This is a genomic window from Burkholderia sp. Bp9143, from assembly GCF_003853645.1.
GTDB lineage: Bacteria > Pseudomonadota > Gammaproteobacteria > Burkholderiales > Burkholderiaceae > Burkholderia.
The window spans coordinates 69951-96140 of record NZ_QTPO01000017.1 but is presented as its reverse complement, the minus strand read 5'-3'; the positions used below and the strand labels follow the sequence as shown (position 1 = coordinate 96140).

Annotated in this window: 27 protein-coding genes; 13 read left to right on the top strand and 14 right to left on the bottom strand. The window is 67.5% G+C overall.

Features of this window, described 5'->3' with window-relative positions; translation table 11 throughout:
• Window positions 1-60 precede the first annotated feature (60 nt).
• Window positions 61-948, bottom strand: a complete 888-nt coding sequence (locus DIE23_RS15330; RefSeq protein WP_124612902.1) for a LysR family transcriptional regulator — start codon at window positions 946-948, stop codon at window positions 61-63.
• A gap of 128 nt (window positions 949-1076) precedes the next feature.
• Here DIE23_RS15330 and DIE23_RS15325 point away from each other — a divergent pair, with 128 nt between their 5' ends.
• Window positions 1077-2114 (top strand): aldo/keto reductase, encoded by a 1038-nt coding sequence (locus DIE23_RS15325; RefSeq protein WP_124612901.1) that lies wholly within the window; start codon window positions 1077-1079, stop codon window positions 2112-2114.
• A 54-nt stretch (window positions 2115-2168) separates the two neighbouring features.
• Here DIE23_RS15325 and DIE23_RS15320 read toward each other — a convergent pair whose 3' ends face one another.
• Window positions 2169-3647 carry a PLP-dependent aminotransferase family protein gene (locus DIE23_RS15320; RefSeq protein WP_124612900.1) on the bottom strand — a complete coding sequence of 493 codons (1479 nt, stop codon included), beginning with the start codon at window positions 3645-3647 and terminating at the stop codon, window positions 2169-2171.
• Between the two features lie 131 nt (window positions 3648-3778).
• On the opposite strand from DIE23_RS15320, the gene DIE23_RS15315 reads away from it, so the two are divergent.
• The 3 genes from DIE23_RS15315 to DIE23_RS15305 all read left to right on the top strand — a co-directional run bounded on the left by DIE23_RS15315 (window position 3779) and on the right by DIE23_RS15305 (window position 6455).
• The gene (locus DIE23_RS15315) at window positions 3779-4255 is read left to right on the top strand and encodes a GNAT family N-acetyltransferase (RefSeq protein WP_124612899.1); all 477 of its coding nucleotides are present in this window, start codon (window positions 3779-3781) and stop codon (window positions 4253-4255) included.
• 157 nt (window positions 4256-4412) lie between these two features.
• Window positions 4413-5426, top strand: a complete 1014-nt coding sequence (locus tag DIE23_RS15310) for a hypothetical protein (protein WP_124612898.1) — start codon at window positions 4413-4415, stop codon at window positions 5424-5426.
• A gap of 219 nt (window positions 5427-5645) precedes the next feature.
• Entirely contained in the window at window positions 5646-6455 is an 810-nt protein-coding gene (locus DIE23_RS15305) for a TlpA disulfide reductase family protein (protein ID WP_124612897.1), read from the top strand.
• A 115-nt stretch (window positions 6456-6570) separates the two neighbouring features.
• Here DIE23_RS15305 and DIE23_RS15300 read toward each other — a convergent pair whose 3' ends face one another.
• Both DIE23_RS15300 and DIE23_RS39545 read right to left on the bottom strand, forming a co-directional pair.
• Complete coding sequence (locus tag DIE23_RS15300) at window positions 6571-6975, bottom strand: peptide ABC transporter ATPase (RefSeq protein ID WP_096500715.1); 405 nt, start codon at window positions 6973-6975, stop codon at window positions 6571-6573.
• Between the two features lie 491 nt (window positions 6976-7466).
• Entirely contained in the window at window positions 7467-7628 is a 162-nt protein-coding gene (locus DIE23_RS39545; RefSeq protein WP_185646458.1) for a hypothetical protein, read from the bottom strand.
• 19 nt (window positions 7629-7647) lie between these two features.
• Between DIE23_RS39545 and DIE23_RS15295 the strand changes: the two genes are divergently transcribed.
• Both DIE23_RS15295 and DIE23_RS15290 read left to right on the top strand, forming a co-directional pair.
• Complete coding sequence (locus tag DIE23_RS15295) at window positions 7648-8037, top strand: fucose-binding lectin II (RefSeq protein WP_124612896.1); 390 nt, start codon at window positions 7648-7650, stop codon at window positions 8035-8037.
• A gap of 242 nt (window positions 8038-8279) precedes the next feature.
• Window positions 8280-9014 carry a fucose-binding lectin II gene (locus DIE23_RS15290; protein WP_124612895.1) on the top strand — a complete coding sequence of 245 codons (735 nt, stop codon included), beginning with the start codon at window positions 8280-8282 and terminating at the stop codon, window positions 9012-9014.
• Between the two features lie 194 nt (window positions 9015-9208).
• On the opposite strand, the gene DIE23_RS15285 is transcribed toward DIE23_RS15290, so the two are convergent.
• Window positions 9209-10579: a M23 family metallopeptidase gene (locus DIE23_RS15285; protein ID WP_124612894.1), complete on the bottom strand. Its 1371-nt coding sequence runs from the start codon at window positions 10577-10579 to the stop codon at window positions 9209-9211.
• 328 nt (window positions 10580-10907) lie between these two features.
• Here DIE23_RS15285 and DIE23_RS15280 point away from each other — a divergent pair, with 328 nt between their 5' ends.
• Window positions 10908-11783: a mechanosensitive ion channel family protein gene (locus DIE23_RS15280; RefSeq protein ID WP_124612893.1), complete on the top strand. Its 876-nt coding sequence runs from the start codon at window positions 10908-10910 to the stop codon at window positions 11781-11783.
• 54 nt (window positions 11784-11837) lie between these two features.
• Here the strand turns inward: DIE23_RS15280 and DIE23_RS15275 are convergent, their stop codons facing one another.
• Both DIE23_RS15275 and DIE23_RS15270 read right to left on the bottom strand, forming a co-directional pair.
• Window positions 11838-12983 carry a branched-chain amino acid ABC transporter substrate-binding protein gene (locus DIE23_RS15275; RefSeq protein ID WP_124612892.1) on the bottom strand — a complete coding sequence of 382 codons (1146 nt, stop codon included), beginning with the start codon at window positions 12981-12983 and terminating at the stop codon, window positions 11838-11840.
• A gap of 70 nt (window positions 12984-13053) precedes the next feature.
• A complete protein-coding gene (locus tag DIE23_RS15270; RefSeq protein WP_124612891.1) occupies window positions 13054-14091 on the bottom strand; it encodes a histone deacetylase family protein in 1038 nt (345 codons plus the stop codon).
• 124 nt (window positions 14092-14215) lie between these two features.
• On the opposite strand from DIE23_RS15270, the gene DIE23_RS15265 reads away from it, so the two are divergent.
• The 5 genes from DIE23_RS15265 (at window position 14216) to dbpA (ending at window position 19289) form a co-directional block, all read left to right on the top strand.
• The gene (locus tag DIE23_RS15265) at window positions 14216-14704 is read left to right on the top strand and encodes an Lrp/AsnC family transcriptional regulator (RefSeq protein WP_124612890.1); all 489 of its coding nucleotides are present in this window, start codon (window positions 14216-14218) and stop codon (window positions 14702-14704) included.
• A 61-nt stretch (window positions 14705-14765) separates the two neighbouring features.
• Window positions 14766-15086, top strand: a complete 321-nt coding sequence (locus DIE23_RS15260) for a hypothetical protein (protein WP_124612889.1) — start codon at window positions 14766-14768, stop codon at window positions 15084-15086.
• 539 nt (window positions 15087-15625) lie between these two features.
• Window positions 15626-17269 (top strand): malate dehydrogenase (quinone), encoded by a 1644-nt coding sequence (gene mqo, locus DIE23_RS15255; protein WP_124612888.1) that lies wholly within the window; start codon window positions 15626-15628, stop codon window positions 17267-17269.
• A 428-nt stretch (window positions 17270-17697) separates the two neighbouring features.
• Window positions 17698-17895 (top strand): hypothetical protein, encoded by a 198-nt coding sequence (locus DIE23_RS15250; RefSeq protein WP_124612887.1) that lies wholly within the window; start codon window positions 17698-17700, stop codon window positions 17893-17895.
• Entirely contained in the window at window positions 17892-19289 is a 1398-nt protein-coding gene (gene dbpA / locus DIE23_RS15245) for an ATP-dependent RNA helicase DbpA (RefSeq protein WP_124612886.1), read from the top strand. The genes DIE23_RS15250 and dbpA overlap by 4 nt, the downstream gene beginning before the upstream one ends.
• A 21-nt stretch (window positions 19290-19310) precedes the next feature.
• On the opposite strand, the gene DIE23_RS15240 is transcribed toward dbpA, so the two are convergent.
• Window positions 19311-20195, bottom strand: coding sequence for a LysR substrate-binding domain-containing protein (locus DIE23_RS15240; protein ID WP_124612885.1), 885 nt, complete (start codon window positions 20193-20195; stop codon window positions 19311-19313).
• A gap of 122 nt (window positions 20196-20317) precedes the next feature.
• Here DIE23_RS15240 and hndA point away from each other — a divergent pair, with 122 nt between their 5' ends.
• Window positions 20318-21268 carry a 2-hydroxy-1-naphthoic acid nonoxidative decarboxylase gene (gene hndA / locus DIE23_RS15235; protein WP_124612884.1) on the top strand — a complete coding sequence of 317 codons (951 nt, stop codon included), beginning with the start codon at window positions 20318-20320 and terminating at the stop codon, window positions 21266-21268.
• A 73-nt stretch (window positions 21269-21341) separates the two neighbouring features.
• Here hndA and DIE23_RS15230 read toward each other — a convergent pair whose 3' ends face one another.
• The 6 genes from DIE23_RS15230 to DIE23_RS15205 form a co-directional block, all read right to left on the bottom strand.
• Window positions 21342-22244 (bottom strand): transporter, encoded by a 903-nt coding sequence (locus DIE23_RS15230; protein WP_124612883.1) that lies wholly within the window; start codon window positions 22242-22244, stop codon window positions 21342-21344.
• Window positions 22245-22311: 67 nt separating this feature from the next.
• Window positions 22312-23133, bottom strand: coding sequence for an alpha/beta fold hydrolase (locus tag DIE23_RS15225; RefSeq protein ID WP_124612882.1), 822 nt, complete (start codon window positions 23131-23133; stop codon window positions 22312-22314).
• Between the two features lie 37 nt (window positions 23134-23170).
• A complete protein-coding gene (locus tag DIE23_RS15220; RefSeq protein ID WP_044845485.1) occupies window positions 23171-23362 on the bottom strand; it encodes a 2-hydroxymuconate tautomerase in 192 nt (63 codons plus the stop codon).
• A 28-nt stretch (window positions 23363-23390) separates the two neighbouring features.
• Window positions 23391-24179: a 2-oxo-3-hexenedioate decarboxylase gene (gene dmpH, locus DIE23_RS15215; RefSeq protein ID WP_124612881.1), complete on the bottom strand. Its 789-nt coding sequence runs from the start codon at window positions 24177-24179 to the stop codon at window positions 23391-23393.
• Complete coding sequence (gene dmpG / locus DIE23_RS15210; RefSeq protein WP_124612880.1) at window positions 24176-25222, bottom strand: 4-hydroxy-2-oxovalerate aldolase; 1047 nt, start codon at window positions 25220-25222, stop codon at window positions 24176-24178. Before dmpG ends, dmpH begins: the two co-directional genes overlap by 4 nt.
• A 36-nt stretch (window positions 25223-25258) precedes the next feature.
• Entirely contained in the window at window positions 25259-26179 is a 921-nt protein-coding gene (locus DIE23_RS15205) for an acetaldehyde dehydrogenase (acetylating) (protein ID WP_124612879.1), read from the bottom strand.
• Between the last annotated feature and the right edge of the window lie 11 nt (window positions 26180-26190).

Below are 26190 nucleotides of genomic sequence, written 5' to 3'. Positions count from 1 at the left end.
CGACGTCATCGCGTCGCGGCTGGCATGGAAGCGCGTCAGCGTGGCGCGATCAGGTTGCGATCACCCCACCGCGAGCGCCTGCACCAGCCGTTCGATCAACGCCCGAACGCGCCGCGGCTGCACGGCAGCGCCCGGATAGACGATCTGCAGGTCGACTTCGCCCGGCGAGAAGTCGCGGAGAATCTCGACGAGCGCGCCGGACGCCAGATCCTGCTCGACGTCGAGCAGCGACTTCAGCGCGATGCCGTGCCCGGCGACGCACCACGCGCGCACGAGCGCCCCGTCGTTGGCCACGCGCCGGCCGCGCACCATCACGCGCTTCAGTTCATCGTCGATGCGGAACGGCCATTCCGCATACAGCTCCTGGCCGAAGCGCATCACGATGCAGTCGTGCGCGGCGAGTTCGTCCGGATGCCGCGGCGTGCCGTGCGCGGCGAGATACGCGGGCGCGGCACACACCACGCGGCGCGAACGACCAAGCGAGCGGCTGCGCAGCGCACTGTCCGCGAGCGTGCCGCGGCGGATCGCGAAGTCGAGCCCCTGCCCGACGAGATCGACGTAGCCGTCGCCGAGGTGCAGGTCGACCGTGACGCCCGGATGCTCGGCCAGGAACGCGTCGACCACCGGCACGACGCGCACCTGCCCGAGATCGGCCGGCGCGCTCAGCCGCACGGGCCCCGACAGCGTCTGCGCGCCGAGCCGCACGCGGCTTTCGAGTTCGTCGGCCTCGGCGAGCAGGCGCCGCGCGCCCGCGACCAGCGTGCGGCCCTCGTCGGTCAGGCTGATCGCGCGGGTCGTGCGCGTGAGCAGTGCCGCGCCGTAGTAGTGCTCGAGCGCCGCCAGCCGTTCGGAGACCGTGGCCGGCGACAGGCCGACCTCGCGGCCCGCCGCGGCCAGCCCGCCCTTCTCCACGATGCGCAGGAACAGCGCCAGGTTGTCGAGCAGCATTCTTCGCTTCCTCCGAAGGATATTTTCGAAGTCCGCCCAATTATCCGGATGAACCGCAAGCGCTAGAGTGAATGCTCACCTTGCCGGCGCCCGCACGCGCCGGCCTCGACGACGAGAGGACACACGACATGGAATACCGCACGCTCGGCCGCTCCGGCCTCAAGGTTCCCGCGCTGAGCTTCGGCGCAGGCACGTTCGGCGGCACCGGCCCGTTGTTTGGCGCATGGGGCAACACGGGCGTCGACGAAGCGCGCCGCCTGGTCGACATCTGCCTCGAAGCCGGCGTCAACCTGTTCGACACCGCCGACGTGTATTCGGACGGTGCATCCGAGCGCGTGCTCGGCGCCGCGATCCACGGACGGCGCGACCAGGTGCTGATCTCGACCAAGACGGGCCTGCCGACCGGCGACGGCCCGAACGACGCCGGCACGTCGCGCACGCGACTGATCCGCGCGGTCGACGACGCGCTGCGCCGCCTCGATACCGACTACATCGATCTGCTGCAGCTTCACGCGTTCGACGCGGCCACGCCGGTCGAGGAAGTGATGTCGACGCTGGACGACCTGGTGCGCGCGGGCAAGCTGCGCTACATCGGCGTGTCGAATTTCGCGGGGTGGCAGATCATGAAATCGCTCGCGGCGGCCGACCGGCACGGCTGGTCGCGCTACGTCGCGAACCAGGTCTACTACTCGCTCGTCGGCCGCGACTACGAGTGGGACCTGATGCCGCTCGGCGCGGACCAGGGCCTCGGCGCACTGGTGTGGAGCCCGCTCGGCTGGGGCCGGCTCACCGGCAAGATCCGCCGCAACGCGCCGCTGCCCGAACGCAGCCGCCTGCACGACACGGCCAGCTTCGGGCCACCGGTCGACGACGAACGGCTGTACGACGTGGTGGATGCGCTCGACGCGATCGCCGAGGAGACCGGCCGGACCGTGCCGCAGATCGCACTGAACTGGCTGCTGCAGCGACCGACCGTGTCGTCGGTGATCATCGGCGCGCGCAACGAGGAACAGTTGCGCCAGAACCTCGGCGCGGTCGGCTGGTCGCTGACCGGCGCGCAGATCGCGAAGCTCGATGCGGCGAGTGCGGTCGAAGCGCCGTATCCGTACTTCCCGTATCGCCGGCAGGACGCGTTCGCGCGACTCAATCCGCCGATGCGCGGGTAAGCCGGCCAGCGGACAGGCGCGCCCCGACGCGACCACGATGTGGCGCGACCGCCGTCACCGCGCGGCCAGCACGCGGTCGATCATCTCGCCGATCCGGCGCGCGAGCGCGTCCATCCGCTCGGCCGGCACGCCGCCGTAGCCGAGCACGAGCCCGTTGTAGCCATGCGCGGTGCCCGGCATGCAGAACGACGACAGCGGCCGCAGGATCAGCCCGTGCGCCTGCGCGACGCGGCTCAGTTCCGTGTCGGCCACCGGCACGTCGAGCCGCGCGGACAGATGCATGCCGCCCGCGCCGCCCGACACCGTCAGCCGCGTGCGCAGCCGCCGGGCCAGCGCGTCGTGCAACGCGTCGCGCCGCTCGGCATATACGCGGCGCATGCGCCGCAGATGCCGCGTGAAATGTCCGGCGTCGATGAAATCCGCGAGCGCGCGCTGCTCGACCGCACGGCCCTGCAGCATCAGCGCGCCCGCCGCGTCGCGCAGCGGCTGCACAAGCGCGGGCGGCACGACCATGAAACCGAGCCGCAACGCCGGAAACATCACCTTGCTGAAGGTGCCGAGATAGATCACCGGCGCGTCGTCGGCGAGCCCCTGCACGGCCGCGTGCGGCGTGCCGTGGTGCCGGAACTCGCTATCGTAGTCGTCCTCGACGATCCATGCGCCGGCCGCGCGTGCCTGCGCGACGAGCGCGAGCCGCCGTTCGAGGCTCATCACCGCGCCGAGCGGATACTGGTGCGACGGCGTGATGTAGACGAGCTTCGGCGGCCGATCGCGCCAGTCGTCAGCATGCGGCGCGAGCCCTTGCGCATCGACGCCGATCGGCTCGACGCGCAGGTCGGCCGCGAGAAACGCGTTGCGCGCGCCCTGGTAGCCGGGGTTCTCGATCCATGCGACATCGCCCGCGTCGGCCAGCGCGCGGGCGCACAGGTCGAGCGCACCCTGGGTGCCGTCGGTGACGATCACCTGCGCGGCGTCGCAACGCACGCCGCGCGACGCGCGCAGATAGCCGGCGATCGCGTCGCGCAGCACCGCATCGCCTTCCGCGGACTGATAGCCGAGCTGTGCCGGCCCCGCCGTGCGCCATGCGCGTTCTACACAGCGCCGCCACTGCGCGAGCGGAAATTCGTCGACGGCCGGTACGCCGGGCATGAACGGCAGCGACTCGTCGACGCCGCTCGTCGCGCGCTCGGCCTGCGCGACGCGCCGCGACAGCACCGCCGTATCGTCAGCGGGTGCCGCAACTGCGACCCGCGACCCGCGCAAGCCCATCCGCGCGACGACCGTGCCCTGCCGCGTGCCGGTCACGAAGCCTTCCGACGCGAGCCGCTCGTACGCGTACAGCACCGAATTGCGTGCGATGCCGAGTTCGTCGGCGAGCGTGCGCGACGCAGCAAGCCGCGAACCTTCGGCGATCCGGCCGCTCAGGATCGCGTCGCGCAGGCACACGTACAGCCGCTGCTGCTGCGACATCCGCGTGGCCGCGTGCGGCCCCGCTTCGCGCTCGAAGGTCGACAGCAGCACCGCGTAATCCATCGTGGCTCCAGAATGTGGGGATGTCATGGGTCTACACATGGTGCCACGAACTTTCTATCGTAGCGGTCTGCTCCCGTTTCCGGCTACGCCGGCAACGCTTCATTCCATCCATCCTCGAGAGGTTCCAGACCATGCACGCTACCGACGCCGGCCTGACCGTACGCCCCGTGCGCGAAGACGATTTCGACGACTGGCTGCCGCTGTGGGACGGCTACAACCGCTTCTACGGCCGCTTCGGCGATACCGCGCTGCCGCGCGAGATCACGCAACTCACGTGGTCGCGCTTCTTCGACGGCTACGAGCCCGTGCACGCGCGGGTCGCGGAACGCGACGGCCGGCTCGTCGGGCTCGTGCATTTCCTGTATCACCGCAGCACGACGCTGGTCGGGCCGACCTGCTATCTGCAGGATCTCTTCACGCTCGAGAGCGAACGCGGCAAGGGCGTGGGCCGCGCATTGATCGAAGCCGTGTACGACGCCGCACAGGCGCAGCGCGCCGAGCGCGTGTACTGGCAGACGCATGAGACGAATCACACGGCGATGCGGCTCTACGACACCGCCGCGGAAAAAACCGGGTTCGTGATCTACCGGAAGGTCTTGCCGCGCTGATCGTGCGGCGCGCCGCAGGCCGCGCGCTGCATGGCCGCGGCGGCCGGTTTCCGTTTCTGGCCACGACGTTCTACAGTTACGGAAAACAACCTGCGCGGCTGCATATCGTTCGCGTTCGGTGCGCGTACCCATACGCCCCCGATTCCGAGGAAAGTCCATGCCGAGTATCGTCGCCGGTCCCGCCCATCTGCCGCCGAGCCCCGTCGCCGCCGAAACGCGCAGGGTGCACGACGTTGCCACGCTGCAGCCGTCCGACTATCGTTCGGCCGACGGTGCATCGTGGGTCATCGCCACCATCACGCCGGCACCGGACAGCGGCGAAAACGTGACAGGCACGACCTACTTCGATACCGCGAAACAGCAAACCGTCGCAGTGCCCGACGCGCGCCGGCGTTATGCGAACCGCGGCACCTGGCAGGTCGTCGCGAGTTCCAGCCCGTCGGTGCCCGCCACCGGCCGCTACGACTGGCTGACGCTCGCGTGGCTGCCGATCAACCGGCGGCCGCTGCCGCAAACGCCCGAGCACCTGTATTCGCCGTTCATTCACGGCGGCACGATCGTCTATCGGTGGAATCCGGCCGCGCAAGGCGGCGAGCAGTTCGGCAACGTGCGGATGATCTTTCCGGAGTGGCAGCAGCAGGTCGCGGACGTGCTGCGCTCCGCGCCGGGCGACGTCTCACAAGCGGCGGCCACGGCGCCGGCTTCGGCGCTCGATCGCGTGAAGCAGGACGGCAATCCGATGGCCGCCGTACTCGACTTCGGCGCCGCGCTGCATGAAGAACCGGCCGACCGGATCGTCGCGCGCTTGCCGGCATTGCTGCGCGCGAACGACCTGCACGAAGTGTCGGCGATCGTGTTCCAGTGCATGGCCGCATCGCGTGAAGAGGACCGGCCGCGCTTCGTCGAAGCGATCAACGGGTCGATCTTCTCGATCGACGACGGCGCGCGCCTGCTCGCGATCGCCTACGGCGCGTTCGCGGCAGGCAGGGCGAAGCCGCGTCCGTTCAGCGATGCCGCGCAGACCGTGCGCATCAACGACGTGTTCACGGCATTGAAGCAGCGGACGTCGGCACTCGGCGTGCCGGTCGGACAGGGTTCGCCGTGGTACGAGTTCTTCACCGCGTACCGGCTCGGCGGTGTGCCCTCCGGCTCGGTCGGAAACCGGCAGTAATTGCCGAATGCACGGAATCGTCGGTCGGCTCGATCCTTCGGGAAGCGTTGAGGAAAGCGACGTCGTCCTGAATGTCGGCGCCCGGCATGCGCGGAACGACGCCTATCGCGCGGTCGCAACGGGAACCCGCGTGGATCGCGCAGGGTCGAAACGCGACGTGACCGTCGACGGCGTCGCCTTCAGCGGTCACTCCACGATACCCCGCACCCTATTCTTCCCATGTTGAGCATTGGTCCCTTCTCGATCCGCGTCGTCGCGGTAGCCGCCGCGGCGCTGCTGGCGTGGCTCGTCGCCCGCTTCATCCAGCGCCGTCCAACGGACGGCCAGCACAAGACCGCGTCGAGCCTGATCCTCGACGTGCTGCTGCTCGGGCTGGTCGCCGCACGTATCGGCTATGTCGCGCAATGGTGGCGTGACTACGCGACGGCGCCGCGCTCCATCATTGCACTCGGCGACGGCGGCTTCGACTGGCGCATCGGCGTCGCCGCCGCGCTCGTGTTCGCCGTATGGAGGCTGCGTCGCCGCCCCGCGCTGCGCCGCCCGGTGGCTGCCGGCATCGTCGCGGGTCTCGCGGCATGGGGCATTGCGCAAGGCACGCTCGCGACCCTGCAGCGCACCGCGCCGCCGCTCGCCGCGATGCAGTTCCAGGCGCTCGATGCGACGCCCGTGGTGCCGCAACGCTTTGCCGGCAAGCCGGTCGTCGTGAACCTGTGGGCCACATGGTGCGCGCCTTGCCAGCGCGAGATGCCGATCCTCGAACAGGCGCAGCGCGATCATCCCGGCATCACGGTGCTGATGCTCAACCAGGGGGAAAACGCGCAAGCGGTACGCGCGCTCCTCGAACAGCAAGGGCTGCGTTTCGATAACGTGCTGCTCGATCCGTCGCTGCACGCGATGCATGCGTACGGATCGCGCGGGCTGCCCACGACACTGTTCTTCAATGCGAAAGGCGAACTCGTGGAATCGCACATGGGCGAGATCACCGCCGCGCGGTTGAAGGATGCGGTGGCGCAGCGCTTCGGTCAGTGATGCTGTCGGCAGCCTGCCCGAGGTCATGATCGATCGTCGATGGCAGCGCGCGTTCTCGCTGCCGTGACCGACTCGACCGACGACACGCCGACACTTCGACAACCGCCCGCCACGCTTACGGCCTCGACAGCACCATCACCCGCCCCGACACGCGCTGAAGCTTCAGCCACCCCGTGTCGGCGGTAAAGCGCAGCTGCTGCAACGGGAAATCGAACCCGGCCTTCTGCGCGGCGCTGACCACCGCATCGGCGATCCAGCGGATCAGTTCCTTGCCTTCGTCGGTCGTCTGGTGACCGTTCTGGACGCCATAGAAATAGCGGTTCCCTGCGTTGACTTCGTTCTGCAACTGCATCCAGTGCCCCGGGAGGCCAGGCAGGGTCCTGAACAGGTCGGCCACGCGCTGCGTCGTCAGGCCGCGCGCCCACAACGCGCCGTTCACGGCGGGCCGCGCCAGATTGTGACGGTCTGCTTCCTGGGCCTGTCCCTTGATGTCGCCTTTCAGACTATCGGGTTTCGTCATCGCACTGTCCTCGTGAGGGCCCGGCAACAGGCCGATTAAATGAAAAAAGCAGCCGAATATCGAGCGCGCGCTCCTTGCACGATACTGCCAATCTCGAAATTAATCGCCTGTCAGGTGTATCAGGCCGGCGCACCGCAATATCGCAAGCAAAAATCGGCCTTGTCCTATAGGCGCCGCGGCCACAGGCCGATATGCTTCGTCGGGTGCGGTGCCGGTGAAGTGCCCTGTTCAAGTTCGGAGTGAGCCGGTCATTGAGCTTCACCGGCGCCGCACACCCCTCCGTTGTGATCCGGCTTCGGCGTGGGCGTTTGGTGGTGGCCGGTGGGCGCGGCCACAGAGAAAGACGATGTTGAAACAACACGCTGCCATATGCGAACGCCGAGCGTCTGCTCCGAAGCCGGATCCTCCCGCCTTTCCCGCCTGCGCACCCATTCATTATTCAAAAAAGCATGACATGCGGCGATATAATTTCACATATATATCGAACGACATTACATTAAATGCTCACCATTAAATCGGACCGTTTCGGTTTCCGATTTTCTGAACAATTCCCATTCCTGGTCGAATATTTTTTTATTTATTTTTCGCCATGCTGGCTGAACCGTGTTTGAAACAGCAAACGTTTGCGCGACACGGTGAAGTGCCTTATCCATCGATCTCCAGGAGGAAAGCATGGCCGACTCTCAAACGTCCTCGAATCGCGCCGGCGAGTTTTCGATTCCGCCGAACACCGACTTCCGCGCGATTTTCTTCGCGAATGCCGCCGAGCAGCAGCACATCAAGCTGTTCATCGGCGACAGCACGGAACCGGCCGCCTATCACAAGCTGACCACGCGCGATGGCCCGCGCGAAGCCACGCTGAATTCCGGGAACGGCAAGCTCCGCTTCGAAGTGACGGTGAACGGCAAGACGTCGGCCACCGACGCGCGCCTCGCGCCGATCAACGGCAAGAAGTCGGACGGCTCGCCGTTCACGGTCAACTTCGGGATCGTCGTGTCGGAAGACGGTCACGACAGCGACTACAACGACGGGATTGTCGTGCTGCAGTGGCCGATCGGCTGACCTGACGCACGATTGGCGACCGACCGCCGCCGGCCGGCCCAAGGACGAACGGCCGGCGGTTCGCGGCGCGGCCCGGTATGCGCGCCGCTGCCGAACCTGCAACGGTGACGGGGCCAACCACGCATTGCAATTCGAATCATTCGAGCAGTCATTTGCAGTCCCACGCTGTGCTCCGTCGCGCGACAACGGCGAGATCCGCTCACCGGCCGCGACGCGAGATATTCCATTGAGACGAGGACGACATGTCACAACCGTTTACCCATGACGATCTGTACGCACTGCTGCAACTCGCCGGCAACGATGCAACCGCCGTACAGGCGAACGGCGATCAGGCGGTGCTCGACCGGATGCGTCAGTTCATGACCACACAGCTCGTGGAAAAGCTGCCGCAATACGACGTGTTCGTCGACATCGCGACGATCCCGTACAGCTTCGACGTCGGCAGCTGGCAGAACAAGGTGAAGGCCGATGCGGCGGGGCAGGTGATCGCGTGCACGGTGACGTGGGCCGGCGCACCCGGCGTGCTGCCCGGCGCGGCGGCGAAGTTCGGTGTCGGTGCGGTCGTCAATTACTTCTCGAAGGCGACGCCTCAGCCCACGCAGCCGGATACCACGACGACCGGCGGCGGCGAACGCGACGGCATCTTCAACCTGCCGCCGAACATCGCGTTCGGCGTGACGGCGCTGGTCAATTCGTCCGCACAGCAGACGATCGAGGTCTATGTCGACGACAACCCGAAACCGGCCGCGACATTCCAGGGCGCCGGCACGCGGGACGCGAACCTGAACACGCAGATCGTGAACTCGGGCAAGGGGAAGGTGCGCGTGGTCGTGACGGCGAATGGCAAGCCGTCGAAGATCGGCTCGCGTCAGGTCGACATCTTCAAGAAGACCTACTTCGGGCTCGTCGGGTCGGAAGACGGGACCGATGGCGATTACAACGACGGCATCGCGATCCTGAACTGGCCGCTGGGCTAAGCAGGCCCTTCCTGCCGACCATCGCCACGCCGGACGGCGTGGCGATTTGCATCGGCGCAGCGCAACGGCGCGGACCGTACGGATGAATACAGTCCGAGTTCGAGCGGTACCGTGCGGACTTCGATCCGGTTGCCGGTTCCGACCTGCTCGACATCTGGCTGCCGATAGAACACGCACGCTGAGTGAGCTTGCGGTCAGCCAGCCTCCGAAGCAACAGGCTTCGCCATGGCCACCGTCGGCAGCCACGAAGCCGCCGCCAGCCGCACATGCGCATCACGCGCGACACGATCGAACGCCACGCGCTGCGGGCCCTTCAACACGGCCGCATTCGCCGACTGCACCAGCGCGACCGGATCGATCGGGCGATTGTTCCGCCGCACCTCGAAGTGCAGGTGCGGACCGGTCGCCGTGCCGGTACTCCCGACCGCGCCGACCCGCTGCCCGCGCGCGATCCGCATGCCGGTACGCAACTTCGGTTCGAACGCGGACAGATGCGCGTAATACGATGCATAGCCGCCATCGTGGCGCACCACCACGTACTTGCCGTAGCCGCCCGGCTCGGTGCCGACGAACGACACGACACCGCGCTCGGACGCATGGACCGCACGGCCCGTCGGCGCGGCGAGATCGACGCCGGAATGCACGTGACGCGCCCCGCTCACCGGATGCACGCGCGTGCCGAAACGCGAACTGGTTCGCGTCGCGCTGACCGGCATCGCGAACCGCGCGCCGGCGAGCGGCACGCCGTCGAGATCGTAATAGGCGCCCGACGATCCCGCTTCCGCGGCAAACCACACCGCCGCGACGCGCTGGCCGCGAAAGCGGACATCGAGTGCCGTCACGCGCCGGCCGTCCGGCAGCGATGCGTCGCCGTCCGGTTCGAAGGCGATGCGAAAGCTGTCGCCCGCGGCGCCATGCTGCGTCACGTCGAGCCGGCCGACAAGCATGCGCGTGACCTGCGCGGCCACACCGGCCGGCAACTCGGCACGCGCAAGCGACGCGCGCAAGCTGCCGGTGATCGAGCCCGCTCGCGTGCCGCTCTCCTGCTCCGCGAGCGTGAACGGCTCGGCGGATGCCAGATCGGCATGACGTGGCGCGAATGCCGACGGCGTGCCGATTGCCGGCAGAAGCGATGCAAAACCATAATCGAAACGCCCCGCGTACCCGCGCTCGATCGCCCCCCGCGCCGCATCGCAAAGGACGACGTACGGCGCACAGGCGCCGGCACGCACGACGAACATGCCGGGATAGGCCTCCGCACGCACACGCGCCGCCTGCGATTCGGGCGCGATGCCCGCCACCACCGTCGACGCAAGCAAGCCGCCCCAGAGGGTCCGGGTGGAATTGAAGAAAGGCACGTCGACAAGGTCGGCCGCTTGCACCGCCACGGGCGTGGACGGCTCGGCATCGGTGGATGCCAGCGCCATCGCGCCCTGCGTGCCGGCAAGCCACGCCGCCGCAACGACACCGCGCAGCAGCGCGCGGCGAATCGGAAAGCGGAGGGCGCCGCATTGCGCGGATCGACCTTGTTCGCGTGCGAGACGTAAACACAGGTCGAACCGCATCGCGTCGTCACTCGCTATCAATGAAAAGCTGGAAAAGAACCGGATATCGCGGACGAGAGATCGTCGCGATCCGGCAACCTGACAGCGAGTGTATCGGCGCGATCAACATCACGGAATAAGACAAATCCGATTTGTTCTGATGGCGGCTTCGTACACGAACGAAAGCGAAATTTCGCCGTGAAATCGCGCGCGATCCGCCCGCATGCGTTCGCGCGAACCGCCGCATGCCGTGTACAGTCGAGGGCTGCCCGCGAACGAGCGCATGCCCGCCCGACCACGGCGGGCGCGCCGCCCATCGCGCCTTCTGTCCTCAACCCGGAATCCCGTCATGTTTCTCGATCATCTTCATCCGGAACGCTGGACGTTCCTGTGGAACGCGTTGTCCACGCTTTCACTCAGGCTCTGCGCCGCCCTCGCGCTGCTCGTCGCGGGCTGGTGGCTGTCGAAACGCATCGGCAACTGGCTGAACCGGCTGCTCGCGAACAAGGAGCGCGTCGACGACACGCTGCGGCCGATCCTCTGCGACGTCGCCGTATGGGGCATCCGCATCGTCGCGATCGTCGGCGCGCTGTCGCAGCTGGGCATCGAAACCGCGAGCCTGGTCGCGGTGCTCGGCGCGGCCGGCCTCGCGATCGGGCTCGCGCTGCAGGGCACGATGCAGAACATCGCGGCCGGCATCATGCTGTTGCTGCTGCGGCCGTTCAAGGTGGGCGACTACATCAACGGCGGCTCGGGCGTCGCGGGGACGGTGGACGAGGTCGGGCTCTTCATGACGCGGCTGACGAAGCCGGACGGCATCTGCGAATACGTGCCGAACAGCGCGCTGTGGGGCAGCTCGATCCGCAACTACACGCGCAATCCGACGCGCCGTCTCGATCTCGAAGTGGAAGTGTCCGTGCACGACGACATCGATCGTGCGCTCGACGCGTTGCGCGCGCTGGCCGAAGCCGACCCCGACGTGCTGACGGAACCGGCACCGGACGTGATGGTGATGCGCTTCGACGACAGCACGGCGATCGCGAACATGCGCGTGTGGACGCACCCCGACAAGTTCTGGGCGATGCGCTGGCGCCTCGCGCGCAAGGTGCGCAAGACGCTCGCCGATGCGGACTGCGCGCTGCCGATCCGCACGCGCGAGCTGCACATCGTGCACGACGCCGAACAGCAGCGCCGGGCCGACCCGCTCCGCGTACAAGCGTCGTAGGATTTCGGGGCGCGCGACCGCGCATGCCGCACGGCGCCGCGCGCCCCGGCTTCGTCACATCCGGACGATATCGAGCAGCGCCTTCTTGCCGCTCTTGTACGTGAACACCGAGATCGCGCCATGCTTCAGGTCGCCCTGCGGCGTGAAGCTCGTTTCGCCGATCACGCCGCGATAGTCGGTCGCCGGCATCGCGGCCAGCACCTTCGCCGGGTCCGTCGAGTTCGCGCGCTTCATCGCGTCGACGATGATGTACACCGCGTCGTACGAGAACGGCGCATACACCTGCATCGGCTGGTGATAGCGCGCCTCGTAGCGCTTCACGAACCCCGCGCCGCCCGGCATCTTCTCGAGCGCGATGCCGGCTTCCGAGCACACGACGTTGTCCGATGCCGGGCCCGCGAGCTTCGGCAGATCGGTCGAGCACACGCCGTCTCCGGCGAGGATCTTCGCGCGCATGCCGAGCTGGCGCGCCTGCTTCGCGAGCGGGCCGCCCGTCGCGTCCATTCCGCCGTACATGATCGCGTCGGGGTTCTCGCCCTTGATCTTCGTGAGAATCGCGCGGAAGTCGATCGCCTTGTCGTTGGTCGCGTCGCGCGAGATGACCTTCATTCCGGCCGATTTCGCCGCCTTTTCGAACTCGGTCGCAAGCCCCTGACCGTACGCGGTCGAATCGTCGACCACGGCCACCGTCCTGATGCCCATGTTCTTCGCCGCATACATCGCGAGCGCGGGCCCTTGCTGCGCATCGGTCGCGACCACGCGATAGGTGGTCTTGAAGCCCTGCTGCGTGTACATCGGATTGGTCGCGGCCTGCGAGATCTGCACGACGCCGCCGTCGCGATAGACGCGCGACGCCGGAATCGACGTGCCCGAGTTGTGATGGCCGACGACGCCGACCACCTTGTCGTCGACGAGCCGCTGCGCGACCTGCGTCGCGGTGCGCGGGTCGCCCGCGTCGTCCTGCGCGTCGAGCTGCAGCGTGACCTTCTTGCCGCCGATCTCGAGCCCCTTCGCGTTGATCTCCTCGACCGCGAGCCGCGCGCCGTTCTCGCTGTCCTTGCCGAGGTGCGCGATCGCGCCGGTCAGCGGCGCGACGTGCCCGATGCGCACGACTTCGTCCGCGTGCGCGGACAGCGCGGACAATGCGCATGCCAGCGCCGCCGCGATCGCGCATGCGGTCTTCTTCTGATGTCGATTCATGTTCGTCTCCTTCCTTGTCGCTGTGGGTTCGTGATCCGGACCGTCGTTAATTGCAGTCAAAGCGATGCGGTCACGCGCGCCCTTCGAAGCCGAGCAGCACGTTCACCGCGTTGATACCGATTTCCTCGACCATGTAGCCGCCTTCCATCACGAACAGCGTCGGCAGGCCCAGGTGCGCGAGCGCTTCGCCGATCCGCAGGTAGTCGGGCGAGCGCAGCTTGAAATGGCTGATCGGGTCGTGCTCGAACGTGTCGACGCCGAGCGACACGACGAGCAGGTCGGGCGCGTGCTTCGCGATCGCGGCAGTGGCCTGGCCGAGCGCCGCCGAGTAGGTGTCCCACTGCGTGCCCTTCGGCAGCGGCAAGTTCAGGTTGAAGCCCTCGCCCGCGCCCGCGCCGCGCTCGTCGGCATAGCCAGAGAAGTACGGATACGACACCGCCGGCTCGCCGTGCAGCGACGCGAACAGCACGTCCGGTCGGTCGTAGAAGATGTCCTGCGTGCCGTTGCCGTGGTGGAAGTCGACGTCGAGCACCGCGACGCGCGCCGCACCGCTCGCGACACCGTGCTGCGCGGCGATCGCCGCATTGTTCAGGTAGCAGTAGCCACCCATGTACTCGCGGCCCGCATGGTGGCCGGGCGGGCGGCACAGCGCGAACGCCGCGCGCGCGCCGCCGTTCGACAGCAGGTCGGCGCCGGTGAGCGCCGAGTTCGCGCTCGCGCTCACCGCGTCCCACGTGCCGGCGTTGATCGGCGCACCCGCGTCCATCGCGAAGAAGCCGAGCTTGCCGTCGATGAAGTCGGGCAGCGTCGCCGCGGACGGCATCGCGCGTACCGGCCACACGAGCGGCAGCGCCTGGCAGGTGCGGCCGGTCGCGGTCCATTCGTCCCATGCGCCGGCGAGGAAGTCGACGTAGCGCGCGCTGTGCGCGCCGGCATAGCTCGCGCGGTCGAACGCGCGCGGCGCGATCACGTCGCCGAGGCCGGCCGCGCGGACCTGCGCGAGCACCGTTTCGGCGCGAAGGGGGTTCTCGAACGAATCGGTGATCGCGCCGTCCTTCAGTTCGACGCCGCGATGCAGATGGTGATCGCTGCTGTAGACCGTGAGCATGGTTGACCGTTGCAGTGAGGGCTGTGGGGGTGGCAACAGTCTATTGAGGCCGGCCGGCAATAACTTTGCTTTTCACCTCTTCGTTTCGTACAATTTTGAGAAAACCGTCTACGGAGACCCGGGAATGAGCAAAAATCGCGCTTCGGTGGAACTGGACGGCGTCGACCGCGCGATGCTCCGCCTGCTGCAGGAAGACGGCGCGCTGTCCAACGCGACGCTCGGCGAACGGCTGTCGCTGAGCGTCACGCCGTGCTGGCGGCGGCGCAAGCGGCTCGAGGACGAAGGCGTGATCACCGGCTACCAGGCGAACCTCGACCGCCGCGCGCTCGGGATGAACGTGTTCGCGTTCGTGCAGGTCACGTTCAACATGCATTCGGACCAGGATTCGGATCACTTCGAGGACGTGATGCGGCGTCACGACGAAGTGACGTCGTGCCACAAGATCACCGGCGCGGCCGACTACATCCTGCAGGTCGTCGCCACCGATCTCGACGCGTATGCGGAATTCGTCGAACGCGTGCTGCGCAAGCAGGCCGGCGTGTCGTCGATCCATTCGAGCCTCGCGCTGCGCGAGGTCAAGTTCTCGTCGCGCGTGCCGGTGCCGGATGCGTGATCGTTCATGCGCCCGCGCACGGGCATTCGCTGTCGACCTTCATCCCATGGAGCGCTACCGTATGAAACATCTCATTCCTTCCGCGTCGCTTGCCGCCATGATCGCTCTCGCGTTTGCATTGGGCGCGTGCGCGACGCAGCCGCCCACCCCTCTCCCGCCCGATGTCGCCGGACAGGGCACGCAGGGCGCACAAACCGCCCAGGCCGCGCCGCCGATGGTCGGCGGCGATCGCGATGCACATGGCTGCATCGGCTCGGCCGGCTACGCATGGTGTGAACAAACGCAGCAATGCGAGCGTCCATGGGAACTCGCGAAGGCGCGTGGCTTCGCGAATTCGGCGCTGGGGTACGAGCAGTTCTGCCGGAACGACGGAGCGAAGTGAAGTGATGTGATGTGACCGGGTCGCGGTGCAACGCCGCGGCTCGATGACGTGCAAGCGCGATGCGCGACATGCCCGTCGCGCGCGTTTCGCCCCCGCCGATCCCCGTCGTCTTTCCCGTTCCGCGCACTGTCATTCCGGAAACCCGGACACGCAAAAAACCCCACGAAAACAAGGATATTCCGCGCGTGCGACACGGCAATCGAGTTCGGTTATATTACGCGCCCCTTGCCATCCCGCCCCCGCGGAACGCACTGCGCGCGCCCGCTTTCGACGCGGTCTGAAACGCCTTCCGGCGAGGCCCGCAGCAAGGGCCTGCGCGCCCTTCGCACGACCGGGAAGCATGCGATTGCGCGAGCGCATGAAGCCGATCCGAAGGTGTCCTTCGCAACGGCTTCACGTGTGCAAATGCAACGGCGAACGCGGTCGGTCCGGAATTCCGGATTCGCGGTCCGGATCTCCGGATGCGCGAGCCGGTCGCGATTCCGCATCGGCCGGCGGCATGGCAAACCGATGCATCCAAGTTGAAAAAGGGATCTGCTGTGATCAAAACGTTACGGGTAATACTGTCCGCGCTCGCGCTGTGCGTCGCGGCGTCGTCCGCGCATGCCGCCGATACGAAGAAGGTCGACGTCCTGCTGGTGGGCGGCGGCATCATGAGTTCGACGCTCGGCGTGTGGCTGCACGAGCTTCAGCCCGACTGGTCGATGACGATGGTCGAGCGCCTCGACGGCGTCGCGCTGGAAAGCTCGAACGGCTGGAACAACGCGGGCACCGGCCACTCGGCGCTCGCGGAGCTGAACTACACGCCGGAGAAGGCGGACGGCAAGATCGACATCTCGAAGGCGATCGAGATCAACGAGTCATTCCAGATCTCGCGCCAGTTCTGGGCGTGGCAGGTCAAGCAGGGCGTGCTGAAGAATCCGCACTCGTTCATCAACTCGACGCCGCACATGAGCTTCGTGTGGGGCGACGACAACGTCCGCTTCCTGAAGAAGCGCTATGACGCGCTGCAGGCGAGCCCGCTGTTCCGCGGGATGCAGTATTCGGAAGACTACGACCAGATCAGGCAGTGGGTGCCGCTGATGATGGAAGGCCGCGACCGCAGCCAGAAGGTTGCGGCAACGTGGACGCCGATCGGCACCGACGTGAACTTCGGCGAGATCACGCGCCAGTTCGTCGGCTACCTGAAGACGCAGCCGAACTTCACGCTGTCGCTGTCGAGCGAAGTGCGCGAGATCTCGCGCAACGCGGACGGCACGTGGCACGTGTCGTGGGTCAAGCTGCATTCGGATGAACCGCCGCAGGCCGTCGACGCGAAGTTCGTGTTCATCGGCGCGGGCGGCGGTGCGCTGCACCTGCTGCAGGCGTCGGGCATCCCCGAGGCGAAGGACTACGGCGCGTTCCCCGTCGGCGGCTCGTTCCTCGTGACCGACAACCCCGAGGTCGTGAAGCGCCACCTCGCGAAGGCGTACGGCAAGGCGTCGGTCGGCTCGCCGCCGATGTCGGTGCCGCACCTCGACACGCGAATCATCGACGGCAAGAAGATCATCCTGTTCGGGCCGTTCGCGACGTTCTCGACCAAGTTCCTGAAGAACGGCTCGTACTTCGACCTCGCGAAGAGCACCAACCTGCACAACGTCGCGCCGATGATGCGCGTGGGCGTCGACGAATTCCCGCTCGTCCAGTACCTGGCCGGCCAGCTGATGCTGTCCGACGACGACCGCTTCAACGCGCTGAAGGAATATTTCCCGGACGCGAAGAAGGAAGACTGGCGCCTGTGGCAGGCCGGCCAGCGCGTGCAGATCATCAAGCGCGACCCGAAGAAGGGCGGCGTGCTGAAGCTCGGCACCGAGATCGTCAGCGCGCAGGACGGCAGCATCGCGGGCCTGCTCGGCGCTTCGCCGGGCGCATCGACGGCCGCGCCGATCATGCTGAACCTGATGCAGAAGGTGTTCAAGGACAAGGTCGCGACGCCCGAATGGCAGCAGAAGATCCGCCAGATCGTGCCGAGCTACGGCACGAAGCTGAACGACAGCCCGGCGAAGGTCGTCGAGGAATGGACCTATACGAGCGACGTGCTGCAGTTGTCGCCGCCGCCGAAGATCGACATGAATGCGCCGTCGCAGGCGACGGGCACGGCCCCGGCGCGCCCCGCGAAGGCATCGGCCGACATGGCGCTGTAACGCGTCCGGCCCCGTTTCCTCGCATCGCACGGCCGCCCTCCGGGGCGGCCGTTTTTCATGGAGGATGCGTGCGGTACGGCGTGCTTCGACGGGTGGCGGCGTAGACGGCTGCTACACCGCCGGTCGCATCGATGCCGATCGGCCGCTACCGGCCGTCCGCTACCGGCCGTCCCGCAGCCGATCGCCCCGGCCGCTCGACCGCTGCGGGTTGTCCGCTGTCGGCCGCGCGCTGCCGGTCGTCCCCAGCCCGCCCCCCGCATCCGCTAGAATTGCGGGCACGCGCGACGCCGTCGCCACCCGATCCACCATCCGCATCGACGCGGTCCACGCGACCGCCGGTGCGGCCCGCGCCCGAGCCGCGCGAGCGCCGCACGCCGTTGCCGCGCCCGCCGGGCGCGCCATCAACCGAATTCAGCTGGAGAAAGACCGTGTTTACTTGCCGAAACCAGAGCTGCGGCACGCAGTGGGAGACGTCCGACGTCGTCATCAAGGACGAAGGCCAGGGGCTGCTGTTCCGCTGCCCGCTGTGCGGCGCGCGCAACTATCTCGAACGCTTCGAGGACGACGAAGGCACGGTCGTCTACGAACAGATGGAAGGCCGCCCCTACCTCGGAGACCTCTCTTGAGCCAACCGACCGCCACGCCGTTCAGCGCGCTGTCGCTGACGCCCGCCACGCTCGCGAACCTCGCGCAGCTCGGCTACGTCGACATGACGCCGATCCAGGCCGCGAGCCTGCCGATCGCGCTCGCCGGCCACGACCTGATCGCGCAGGCGAAGACGGGCAGCGGCAAGACCGCCGCGTTCTCGCTCGCGCTGCTGGCGCGCCTCGACACGCGCCGCTTCGACGTGCAGGCGATGGTCCTGTGCCCGACACGCGAACTCGCCGACCAGGTCGCGCAGGAAGTGCGCCGCCTCGCGCGCGCCGAGGAAAACGTGAAGGTGCTGACGCTGTGCGGCGGCACGCCGATGCGCCCGCAGGCGCAGAGCCTCGAGCACGGCGCGCATATCGTCGTCGGCACGCCGGGCCGCATCATGGATCACCTCGACCGCGGCAACCTGCAGCTCGACGCGCTGAACACGCTCGTGCTCGACGAAGCCGACCGGATGCTCGACATGGGCTTCTTCGACGACATCGCGAAGGTCGCGCGGATGTGCCCGACGACGCGCCAGACGCTGCTGTTCTCGGCGACCTATCCGGACGGCATCGCGAAGCTGAGCCAGCAGTTCCTGCGCAATCCGAAGGAAGTGAAGCTCGAGGAGCGCCACGACGACAGCAAGATCCGCCAGCGCTTCTACGAAGTGACGGAAACCGAGCGGCTGCACGCGGTCGGCCAGTTGCTGAACCACTACCGGCCGGTGAGCACGATCGCGTTCTGCAACACCAAGCAGCAATGCCGCGACCTGCTCGACGTGCTGCACGCGCAGGGCTTCCACGCACTCGCGCTGCACGGCGAGCTCGAACAGCGCGAACGCGACCAGGTGCTGATCCAGTTCGCGAACCGCAGCTGCTCGGTGCTGGTCGCGACCGACGTCGCGGCGCGCGGGCTCGACATCGCGCAGCTCGAGGCGGTGATCAACGTCGACGTGACGCCCGACCCCGAAGTGCACGTGCACCGCATCGGCCGCACCGGCCGCGCGGACCAGGAAGGCTGGGCGCTCAGCCTCGCCAGCATGGACGAGATGGGTCGCGTCGGCGCGATCGAGCACGCGCAGAAGCGCGACGTCGAATGGCATCCGCTCGCGGAACTGAAGCCGGCCGGCAACGACACGCTGCTGCCGCCGATGGAAACGCTGCAGATCCTCGGCGGGCGCAAGGACAAGATCCGTCCGGGCGACGTGCTCGGCGCGCTGACCGGCGACGCAGGGTTCGACGGCAAGCAGATCGGCAAGATCAACGTGACCGAGTTCTCGACCTATGTCGCGATCGAGCGCGGCGTCGCACGTGATGCGCTGCGCAAGCTCAATGCGGGGAAGATCAAGGGCAAGCGGGTCAAGGTCCGGTTGATGGACGAGGAATGATGCCGGCGCGCGCCGCGGCACTCACGCGGCGCGCTCGCCCAGCATCGCCAGATACTGCCCTACCGCCCCCCACTCCCCGCCGATCCGGCTGAGCGCGACGAGTTCGGACCCCGGCACGTTGCCGGCGAGTTTCCGGTACACGATGTTCGGTGCCGCGATCCGGCTCAGCGGCGCCGGCACCAGCGCCACCCCGAGACCTGCCCCCGTCAACGCCAGCACCGACAGCGTGCTGCTCACCTTGTGCGCGATGCGCGGCGCCCGGCCGAGCACCCGCCGCAGGATCGCCAGCTGCCCTTCGTCGTCGCCGTCGGCGGCGTAGAAAATGAACGGTTCGTCTGCCAGCGCCGCGACGCTCACCGAGCGCCGCTTCGCGAGCCCATGCCGGTCGCTCATCATCACGTCCCACGCCCAGCTGCCGACCGTCCGCACGGCCAGCTTCGAATCGAAGTCGGTGCCGAAGGCCGGGCAATAGCCGATGTCGAGCCGGCCCGCCAGGATCGCGTCCTGCTGCGCGGCCAGCGCCATTTCATGCAGGTCGAGCGTCACCTCCGGCCACGCCGCGTGAAACGCGATCAGGTCGTCGGACAGCCGCCCTGTCGCAACCGCATTGCCGACGAAGCCGATCCGCACCACGCCCGTCTCGCCGCGTGCCGCGCGCTGCACGACCGTCTTCGCGCGCTCGGCCTGCTCGAGCGTGTGCCGCGCTTCGGTCACGAGCAAGCGGCCCGCGTCGGTCAGCAGCACCTTGCGGGTGGTGCGCTCGAACAGCGTGGCGCCCAGTTCCTCCTCGAGCGCGCGGATCTGCGCGCTCAGCGCGGGCTGCACGATATGCAGCCGCTCCGCCGCGCGGCCGAAATGCCCTTCTTCGGCAACCGCGAGGAAGTAGCGCAAATGGCGAAGATCCATAGGGTCGATTGATCACTCGAAACGATTAATTCTGAAATTTAATCTATTGGAATGAAAAATCAACCGCGCGCATCCTGACGAACATCCACTGCTTCGCAGCGAACGTTCACAGGAGCCCGATCATGTCAGACCGCAACCGTATCGATGTTCACCAGCACGTCGTCCCGCCGTTCTGGGCCGACGCCCTGCCTGCCCACGGCGGCGACCCGTCCGGCTGGGGCAGCCCAACCTGGAGCCCGGAAAGCGCACTCGCGTTCATGGATTCGCTGGAGATCCAGACCGGCGTGCTGTCGCTGACGGCGCCCGGCGTGCAGGGCTGGAACGGCCACGCAAAGCGTGACATGGCCCGTCAGGTCAACGAATACGTGGCCGGCCTCGTCGCGACATGGCCGACCCGCTTCGGCAACTTCGCGACGCTGCCGCTGCCCGACGTCGACGGCGCGCTCGCCGAAATCGACCACGCATTCGACACGCTGAAAGCCGACGGCGTCGTGCTGCTCAGCAACTACGGCGGCACGTATCTCGGCAACGCGGCATTCGACGCCGTGTGGGCCGCACTCGATCGCCGTCACGCGGTGGTGTTCATTCATCCGGCCAAGCCCGCGATCGACGCATTGCCGGGGATGCCCGGTCCGCTGCTCGACTACCCGTTCGATACGACGCGCACCGCGCTGCAGCTCGTGCTCGACGGCGTGATCGCGCGCTACCCGAACGTGCGCATCATCCTGTCGCACGCCGGCGGCTTCCTGCCGTACACCGCGTACCGCTTCGCCGATCTCGCGCCCGGCGTGCGCGACGACGTGCCGGATCGCGACGGGCTGCTCGACCTCCTGCGCACGTTCTACTTCGATACCGCGCTGTCGTCGCCGTCCGCGCTGCCGAGCCTCATCGCGTTCGCGCAACCCGATCGCGTGCTGTACGGCAGCGACTTCCCGTACGCGCCGCCCGCCGTCAGCACGTCGTTCACTCACGCGCAGGATGCGTATGCGGCGCTCGGCGCCGACCGGCACGCCGCGATCAACCATGCGAACGCGCTGCCGCTATTCCCGCGTCTCGCCGCACTCGCGCGGTAACGCACGATGACGTGCGACCTGACGCCCCGCGACGGCCGCGTCACGGGCGCGAACGGCCATTCGTGCGGCGCCGTCAGAATGGAATGACGGCCTTCGCCCACACGGCCTCGCCGGCCGGCCGGTTGCGCACGAAGAACTCCTTCACGACGCGCGCCTCCACGCTGACCTTGCCGAACTGGTAGCGCAATCCCGGCCCGATCGCGAACACCTGCCCGAGAAAGCCGTCGCCCGCGACCGGCTGCCCGTTCTGCATGTCGTCGGTGGTCTGCTTGACGAAGTACCCTGACAGCCCGACGCGCGCCTTCGGCGTGACCGCGTAACTCGCCGAGTAATCGATGTGGAACAGGTTCCCCGAGTGGTAATGGGTGTCGTTGTTCGGCGAGTTGAAGCTGTAGGTGATCTTCGCGGACACCTCGATCTTGTCGTTCGGCAACCACGACACGCCGAACACCGGCCGCGCGGTGTAGTAGTTCTTGCCCGTGTTCAACGCCGCATGCGCATCGTACTGTCCGGTCGGGAACACGAATTCGATCGCCGCGACGGTACGCAGCGCGCCCGATCCCCATGCGATCAGCGCGGGGCTGACGATCAGGTCGCCAAGATTAGTGCGGTCGAACGACGCGCCGCCCGCGTCCAGCGCCAGATGCTCCATCGGCAGCACCGCATACGCGCCGTAGCGCCCACCGAGCACCGACAGGCTCGACATCCAGACGACACGCGGAATCAGCACGTCGGCATCGAGCTTGAAACCCGGCACCGAGCCGTTGCCGTGCGAATCGTTGAAGCGCGACGCATGGTAATGCGTGTAGTACAGCAACGCGTACAGCCCGGCCGGCGGCAGCGCACCGGCGAAGAACGCCTCCGCGCCCTCGCCGATCGTGTCGCCGCCGCCCTCCGTCGCCGATGCGCCGGTGCTCAGCGCCATGCCCGCGCACGCGGCGAGCGAGACCAGTCCGAATGCAGCCTTTCGTTTCATCGATGTCTCCAATATTCGTTCTACTGAATTGATTTTCTATGGTCGTCCTGCGCGCCGATCCGGCCGGCTACTCGTTGAAGTGCTCGATCACGAGCCGGTTGAAGCGTGCCGCATGCTCGATCTGCGTCCAGTGGCCGCAACGGCCGAACACGTGAAGCTGTGCATTCGGCAGCAGGTCCAGCAGCCGCATCGAGCTGTCCAGCGGAATCACGCGATCCTCGCGACCGTGGACGATCAGCGTGTCGTGCGGCAGCGCGCGCAGTTTCGCCTCGTCGCTCGCGAGCGCATCGACCCAGCGCTGGCGCGGCGCCGGGAACATGTTCGCGAACGCCTCCTGATAGCCGGGCCGCACGCTCGCGTCGTAGCGCAGCTTCGCGAGCTCGTCGTTCACCAGCGTGCGATCGAACGCGAAGATGTCCAGCAGGCCGCGCATGTTCGCGATCGACGGCGTATAGCCCCACACGGCATCGAGCCCCTCGGTCAGCGTGAAGCGCGTGCCGGCCGCGCCCATCAGCACGAGCCGGCCGACCCGGTCGGGCGCGCGGATCGCCAGCGCGAGCGCGAGCGCGCCGCCGAACGAATTGCCGATCACGTGCGCGCGCTCGACGCCGAGCGCATCGAGCAAGCCGAGCGCGTGGTCGACCCAGTTGTCCATCGAATAGACGTAGCCGCTCGGCCGTTCGGTCTCGCCGAAGCCGGCCATGTCAGGCGCGATCACTCGAAACCGCGCGGCGAGCGCGGGCATCGTGAGCCGCCAGTTCGCATAGGCCGTGACGCCCGGCCCCGAGCCGTGGATCAGCAGCACGGGCGGCCCGTCGCCGAGGTCGTGATAGTTGGTGTCGAGACCGCCGGCGACGATCCGGCGGCCCAGTTCGGGATTGGTTGACATGACGCTCCTCCTGTCGATTTCGATGGTGCGCGGCGCGTCAGCGCCCGCGCTTCTTCGCGCTCTGCCCGCCGATCCCGAAGTGCGCCTTCGGCATCTCGGTGATGATCACGCGCACCGATTCGAGCGGCGCGTCGAGCGAGCGATGGATGGCTTCGGTGACTTCGGCGATCAGGCGTTCCTTCTTGTCGTCGTCACGGCCTTCGAGGATGTAGAGATGAGCAACCGGCACGATGGCCTCCTGTTTGGTCGTGTTTCGTTCAGATGAAGCGCACGCCGATCGAGCCGATGTCCTGCACGCGCAGCGTCACGCTATCGCCGGCCGCGACGGCCACTGCCTCCGTGATGCCGCCCGACAGGATCAGGCTGCCCGCCGGAATCGATTCGCCGCGCGCGCCCAGATGGTTCGCGAGCATCGCGATCGCGGCGGCCGGATGCCCGAGCACGGCCGCGCCGGCGCCGAACGCGACCGGCAGCCCGTTCTTCTCGAGCACGATGCCGAGCGTGCGCAGGTCGACGCCGTCCACCGCCAGCGGACGGCCGCCCGCGACGAAGCGCGCGGCCGACGTGTTGTCGGCCACCACGCTCTTCAGGTCGAACTTGAAGTCGCGGTAGCGGCTGTCGATCACCTCGATCCCGGCGATGACGAAGTCGGTCGCGGCCAGCACCGCGCCGACATGACAGCCCGGCCCCTTCAGCTCGGCCTTCGTGACGAACGCGATCTCCGGCTCCACCTTCGGATGAATCAGCGCGGACGTATCGCACTCGCCGCCGTCGGGCAGGTCGTGGAGATCGGTCAGGAAGCCGAACACGGGCGTGTCGACGCCCATCTGCCGCATCTTCGCGTGCGACGTCAGGCCGGCCTTGTAGCCGACGATCCGTGCGCCGCGCGCGAGCTGCCGGCGGCGGATCGCATCCTGCACCGCGTACGCGTCGTCCCAGTCCATCTCCGGATGACGGTCGGTGATCTTCGGCGTGTCGCGCGCTTCACGCATGCAGTCGTCGAGATGCGCGGCCAGCGCCTCGATCGTGTCGGTCGACAGGTTCATGCGGCCTCCCGCTTCGCTTGCGCCGCGCGCGCCTTCGCGAGCGTCAGCGCGGTGTCCTCGATCATGTCCTCCTGCCCGCCGACCATCCCGCGCCGGCCCAGCTCGACGAGGATGTCGCGCGCCGGAATCCCGTACTTTTCGCCGGCCCGCTTCGCGAACAGCAGGAACGAGCCGTAGACGCCCGCATAGCCGAGCGTCAGCGCGTCACGGTCGATGCGGATCGGGAAGTCCATCATCGGCACGACGAGATCCTCGGCAACGTCCTGGATCTTCCACACGTCGACACCGGTCTCGATGCCCATCCGCTCGCAAACGGCGACGAACACTTCGAGCGGCGTGTTGCCCGCGCCGGCGCCGAGCCCGGCCGCCGCGCCGTCGATCCGGTTCGCGCCGGCCTCGATCGCGGCGATCGAATTCGCGACGCCCATCGCCAGGTTGTGGTGGCCGTGGAAGCCCAGTTCCGTTTCAGGCCGCAGCGCGTCGCGCACCGCGCCCAGGCGCGCCTTCACGTCGTCGGGCAGCATGTAGCCCGCGGAATCGGTGATGTAGATGCAGTTCGCGCCGTACGACTCCATCAGCTTCGCCTGCTGCACCAGTCCTTCCGGGCTGTTCATGTGGCTCATCATCAGGAAGCCGACGGTATCCATGTCGAGCTTGCGCGCCATCGCGATGTGCTGTTCCGAGACATCCGCCTCGGTACAGTGAGTCGCGACGCGGATCGTATGCACGCCGAGCGCGTGCGCTTCCTTCAGGTGATCGACGGTGCCGATGCCCGGCAGCAGCAGCGCCGACACCTTCGCGCGCTTCAGCAGCGGGATCACCGCGCCGAGGTATTCCGCGTCGGGATGCGCGGGAAAGCCGTAGTTGACCGACGAGCCGCCGAGCCCGTCGCCGTGCGTGACCTCGATCAGCGGCACGCCGGCCGCGTCGAGCCCGCTCGCGATCGAGCGCATCTGGTCGAGCGTCATCTGGTGACGCTTCGGGTGCATGCCGTCACGCAGCGTCATGTCGTGGACGGTGATTCGTTTGCCTTTGAGATTCATTGCCGTTCCTTTGTTCGTCCGGTCGGGGGAGTCGCGTCAGGCCGCCTGCGCGGTCGACGCCAGCGTGAGGCGGCCGGCCAGCAGTTCCTCGGCGAACATCTCGGCGGTGCGCGCGGCGGCGGCCGTCATGATGTCGAGGTTGCCCGCGTACTTCGGCAGGTAGTCGCCGAGGCCTTCGACCTCGAGATAGACCGACACGCGGTTGCCGTCGAACACCGGCCCGTTGACGAGCCGGTAGCCGGGTACGTAGCGCTGCACGTCGGCGATCATCGCGTGTACCGATTCGACGATGCGCACCTCGTCCGGCGCGCTTTCCGTCAGGCAGTGCACGGTGTCGCGCATGATCAGCGGCGGGTCGGCCGGGTTGATCACGATGATCGCCTTGCCCTCTTTCGCGCCACCGACCTGCGCAACCGCCGCGGCCGTCGTGCGCGTGAACTCGTCGATGTTCTTGCGCGTGCCGGGGCCGACCGAGCGCGACGACACGGTCGCGACGATCTCGCCGTATGCAACCGGCTGCACGCGCGAGATCGCGCGCACCATCGGGATCGTCGCCTGGCCGCCGCAGGTGACCATGTTGACGTTCATCTCGCCTGAGCCGATGTGGTCCTTCAGGTTCACCGGCGGCACGCAGTACGGACCGATCGCGGCTGGCGTCAGGTCGATCATCAGCACGCCGAGCGCGTTGAGCTTGCGGCTGTTCTCCGCATGGACGTATGCGCTCGTCGCGTCGAACGCGATCTGCACGCCGTCCGCCCGCACGTGCGGCAGCAGGCCTTCGACGCCGTCCGCGGTCGTCTTGAGGCCGAGTTCGCGCGCGCGCTTCAGGCCGTCGGAATCGGGATCGATGCCGACCATCCACACGGGTTCGAGCACGGGGCTGCGCATCAGTTTGGCGAGCAGGTCGGTGCCGATGTTGCCGGGACCGATCAGCGCACAACGGATCTTTCGGGTCATGGGGAAATCCT

Coding starts and splice junctions, on each gene's coding strand:
- DIE23_RS15330 (WP_124612902.1), bottom strand. CDS start 948: ATGCTGCTCGACAACCTGGCGCTGTTCCTGCGCATCGTGGAGAAGGGC.
- DIE23_RS15325 (WP_124612901.1), top strand. CDS start 1,077: ATGGAATACCGCACGCTCGGCCGCTCCGGCCTCAAGGTTCCCGCGCTG.
- DIE23_RS15320 (WP_124612900.1), bottom strand. CDS start 3,647: ATGGATTACGCGGTGCTGCTGTCGACCTTCGAGCGCGAAGCGGGGCCG.
- DIE23_RS15315 (WP_124612899.1), top strand. CDS start 3,779: ATGCACGCTACCGACGCCGGCCTGACCGTACGCCCCGTGCGCGAAGAC.
- DIE23_RS15310 (WP_124612898.1), top strand. CDS start 4,413: ATGCCGAGTATCGTCGCCGGTCCCGCCCATCTGCCGCCGAGCCCCGTC.
- DIE23_RS15305 (WP_124612897.1), top strand. CDS start 5,646: ATGTTGAGCATTGGTCCCTTCTCGATCCGCGTCGTCGCGGTAGCCGCC.
- DIE23_RS15300 (WP_096500715.1), bottom strand. CDS start 6,975: ATGACGAAACCCGATAGTCTGAAAGGCGACATCAAGGGACAGGCCCAG.
- DIE23_RS39545 (WP_185646458.1), bottom strand. CDS start 7,628: ATGGATAAGGCACTTCACCGTGTCGCGCAAACGTTTGCTGTTTCAAAC.
- DIE23_RS15295 (WP_124612896.1), top strand. CDS start 7,648: ATGGCCGACTCTCAAACGTCCTCGAATCGCGCCGGCGAGTTTTCGATT.
- DIE23_RS15290 (WP_124612895.1), top strand. CDS start 8,280: ATGTCACAACCGTTTACCCATGACGATCTGTACGCACTGCTGCAACTC.
- DIE23_RS15285 (WP_124612894.1), bottom strand. CDS start 10,579: ATGCGGTTCGACCTGTGTTTACGTCTCGCACGCGAACAAGGTCGATCC.
- DIE23_RS15280 (WP_124612893.1), top strand. CDS start 10,908: ATGTTTCTCGATCATCTTCATCCGGAACGCTGGACGTTCCTGTGGAAC.
- DIE23_RS15275 (WP_124612892.1), bottom strand. CDS start 12,983: ATGAATCGACATCAGAAGAAGACCGCATGCGCGATCGCGGCGGCGCTG.
- DIE23_RS15270 (WP_124612891.1), bottom strand. CDS start 14,091: ATGCTCACGGTCTACAGCAGCGATCACCATCTGCATCGCGGCGTCGAA.
- DIE23_RS15265 (WP_124612890.1), top strand. CDS start 14,216: ATGAGCAAAAATCGCGCTTCGGTGGAACTGGACGGCGTCGACCGCGCG.
- DIE23_RS15260 (WP_124612889.1), top strand. CDS start 14,766: ATGAAACATCTCATTCCTTCCGCGTCGCTTGCCGCCATGATCGCTCTC.
- DIE23_RS15240 (WP_124612885.1), bottom strand. CDS start 20,195: ATGGATCTTCGCCATTTGCGCTACTTCCTCGCGGTTGCCGAAGAAGGG.
- hndA (WP_124612884.1), top strand. CDS start 20,318: ATGTCAGACCGCAACCGTATCGATGTTCACCAGCACGTCGTCCCGCCG.
- DIE23_RS15230 (WP_124612883.1), bottom strand. CDS start 22,244: ATGAAACGAAAGGCTGCATTCGGACTGGTCTCGCTCGCCGCGTGCGCG.
- DIE23_RS15225 (WP_124612882.1), bottom strand. CDS start 23,133: ATGTCAACCAATCCCGAACTGGGCCGCCGGATCGTCGCCGGCGGTCTC.
- dmpH (WP_124612881.1), bottom strand. CDS start 24,179: ATGAACCTGTCGACCGACACGATCGAGGCGCTGGCCGCGCATCTCGAC.
- dmpG (WP_124612880.1), bottom strand. CDS start 25,222: ATGAATCTCAAAGGCAAACGAATCACCGTCCACGACATGACGCTGCGT.
- DIE23_RS15205 (WP_124612879.1), bottom strand. CDS start 26,179: ATGACCCGAAAGATCCGTTGTGCGCTGATCGGTCCCGGCAACATCGGC.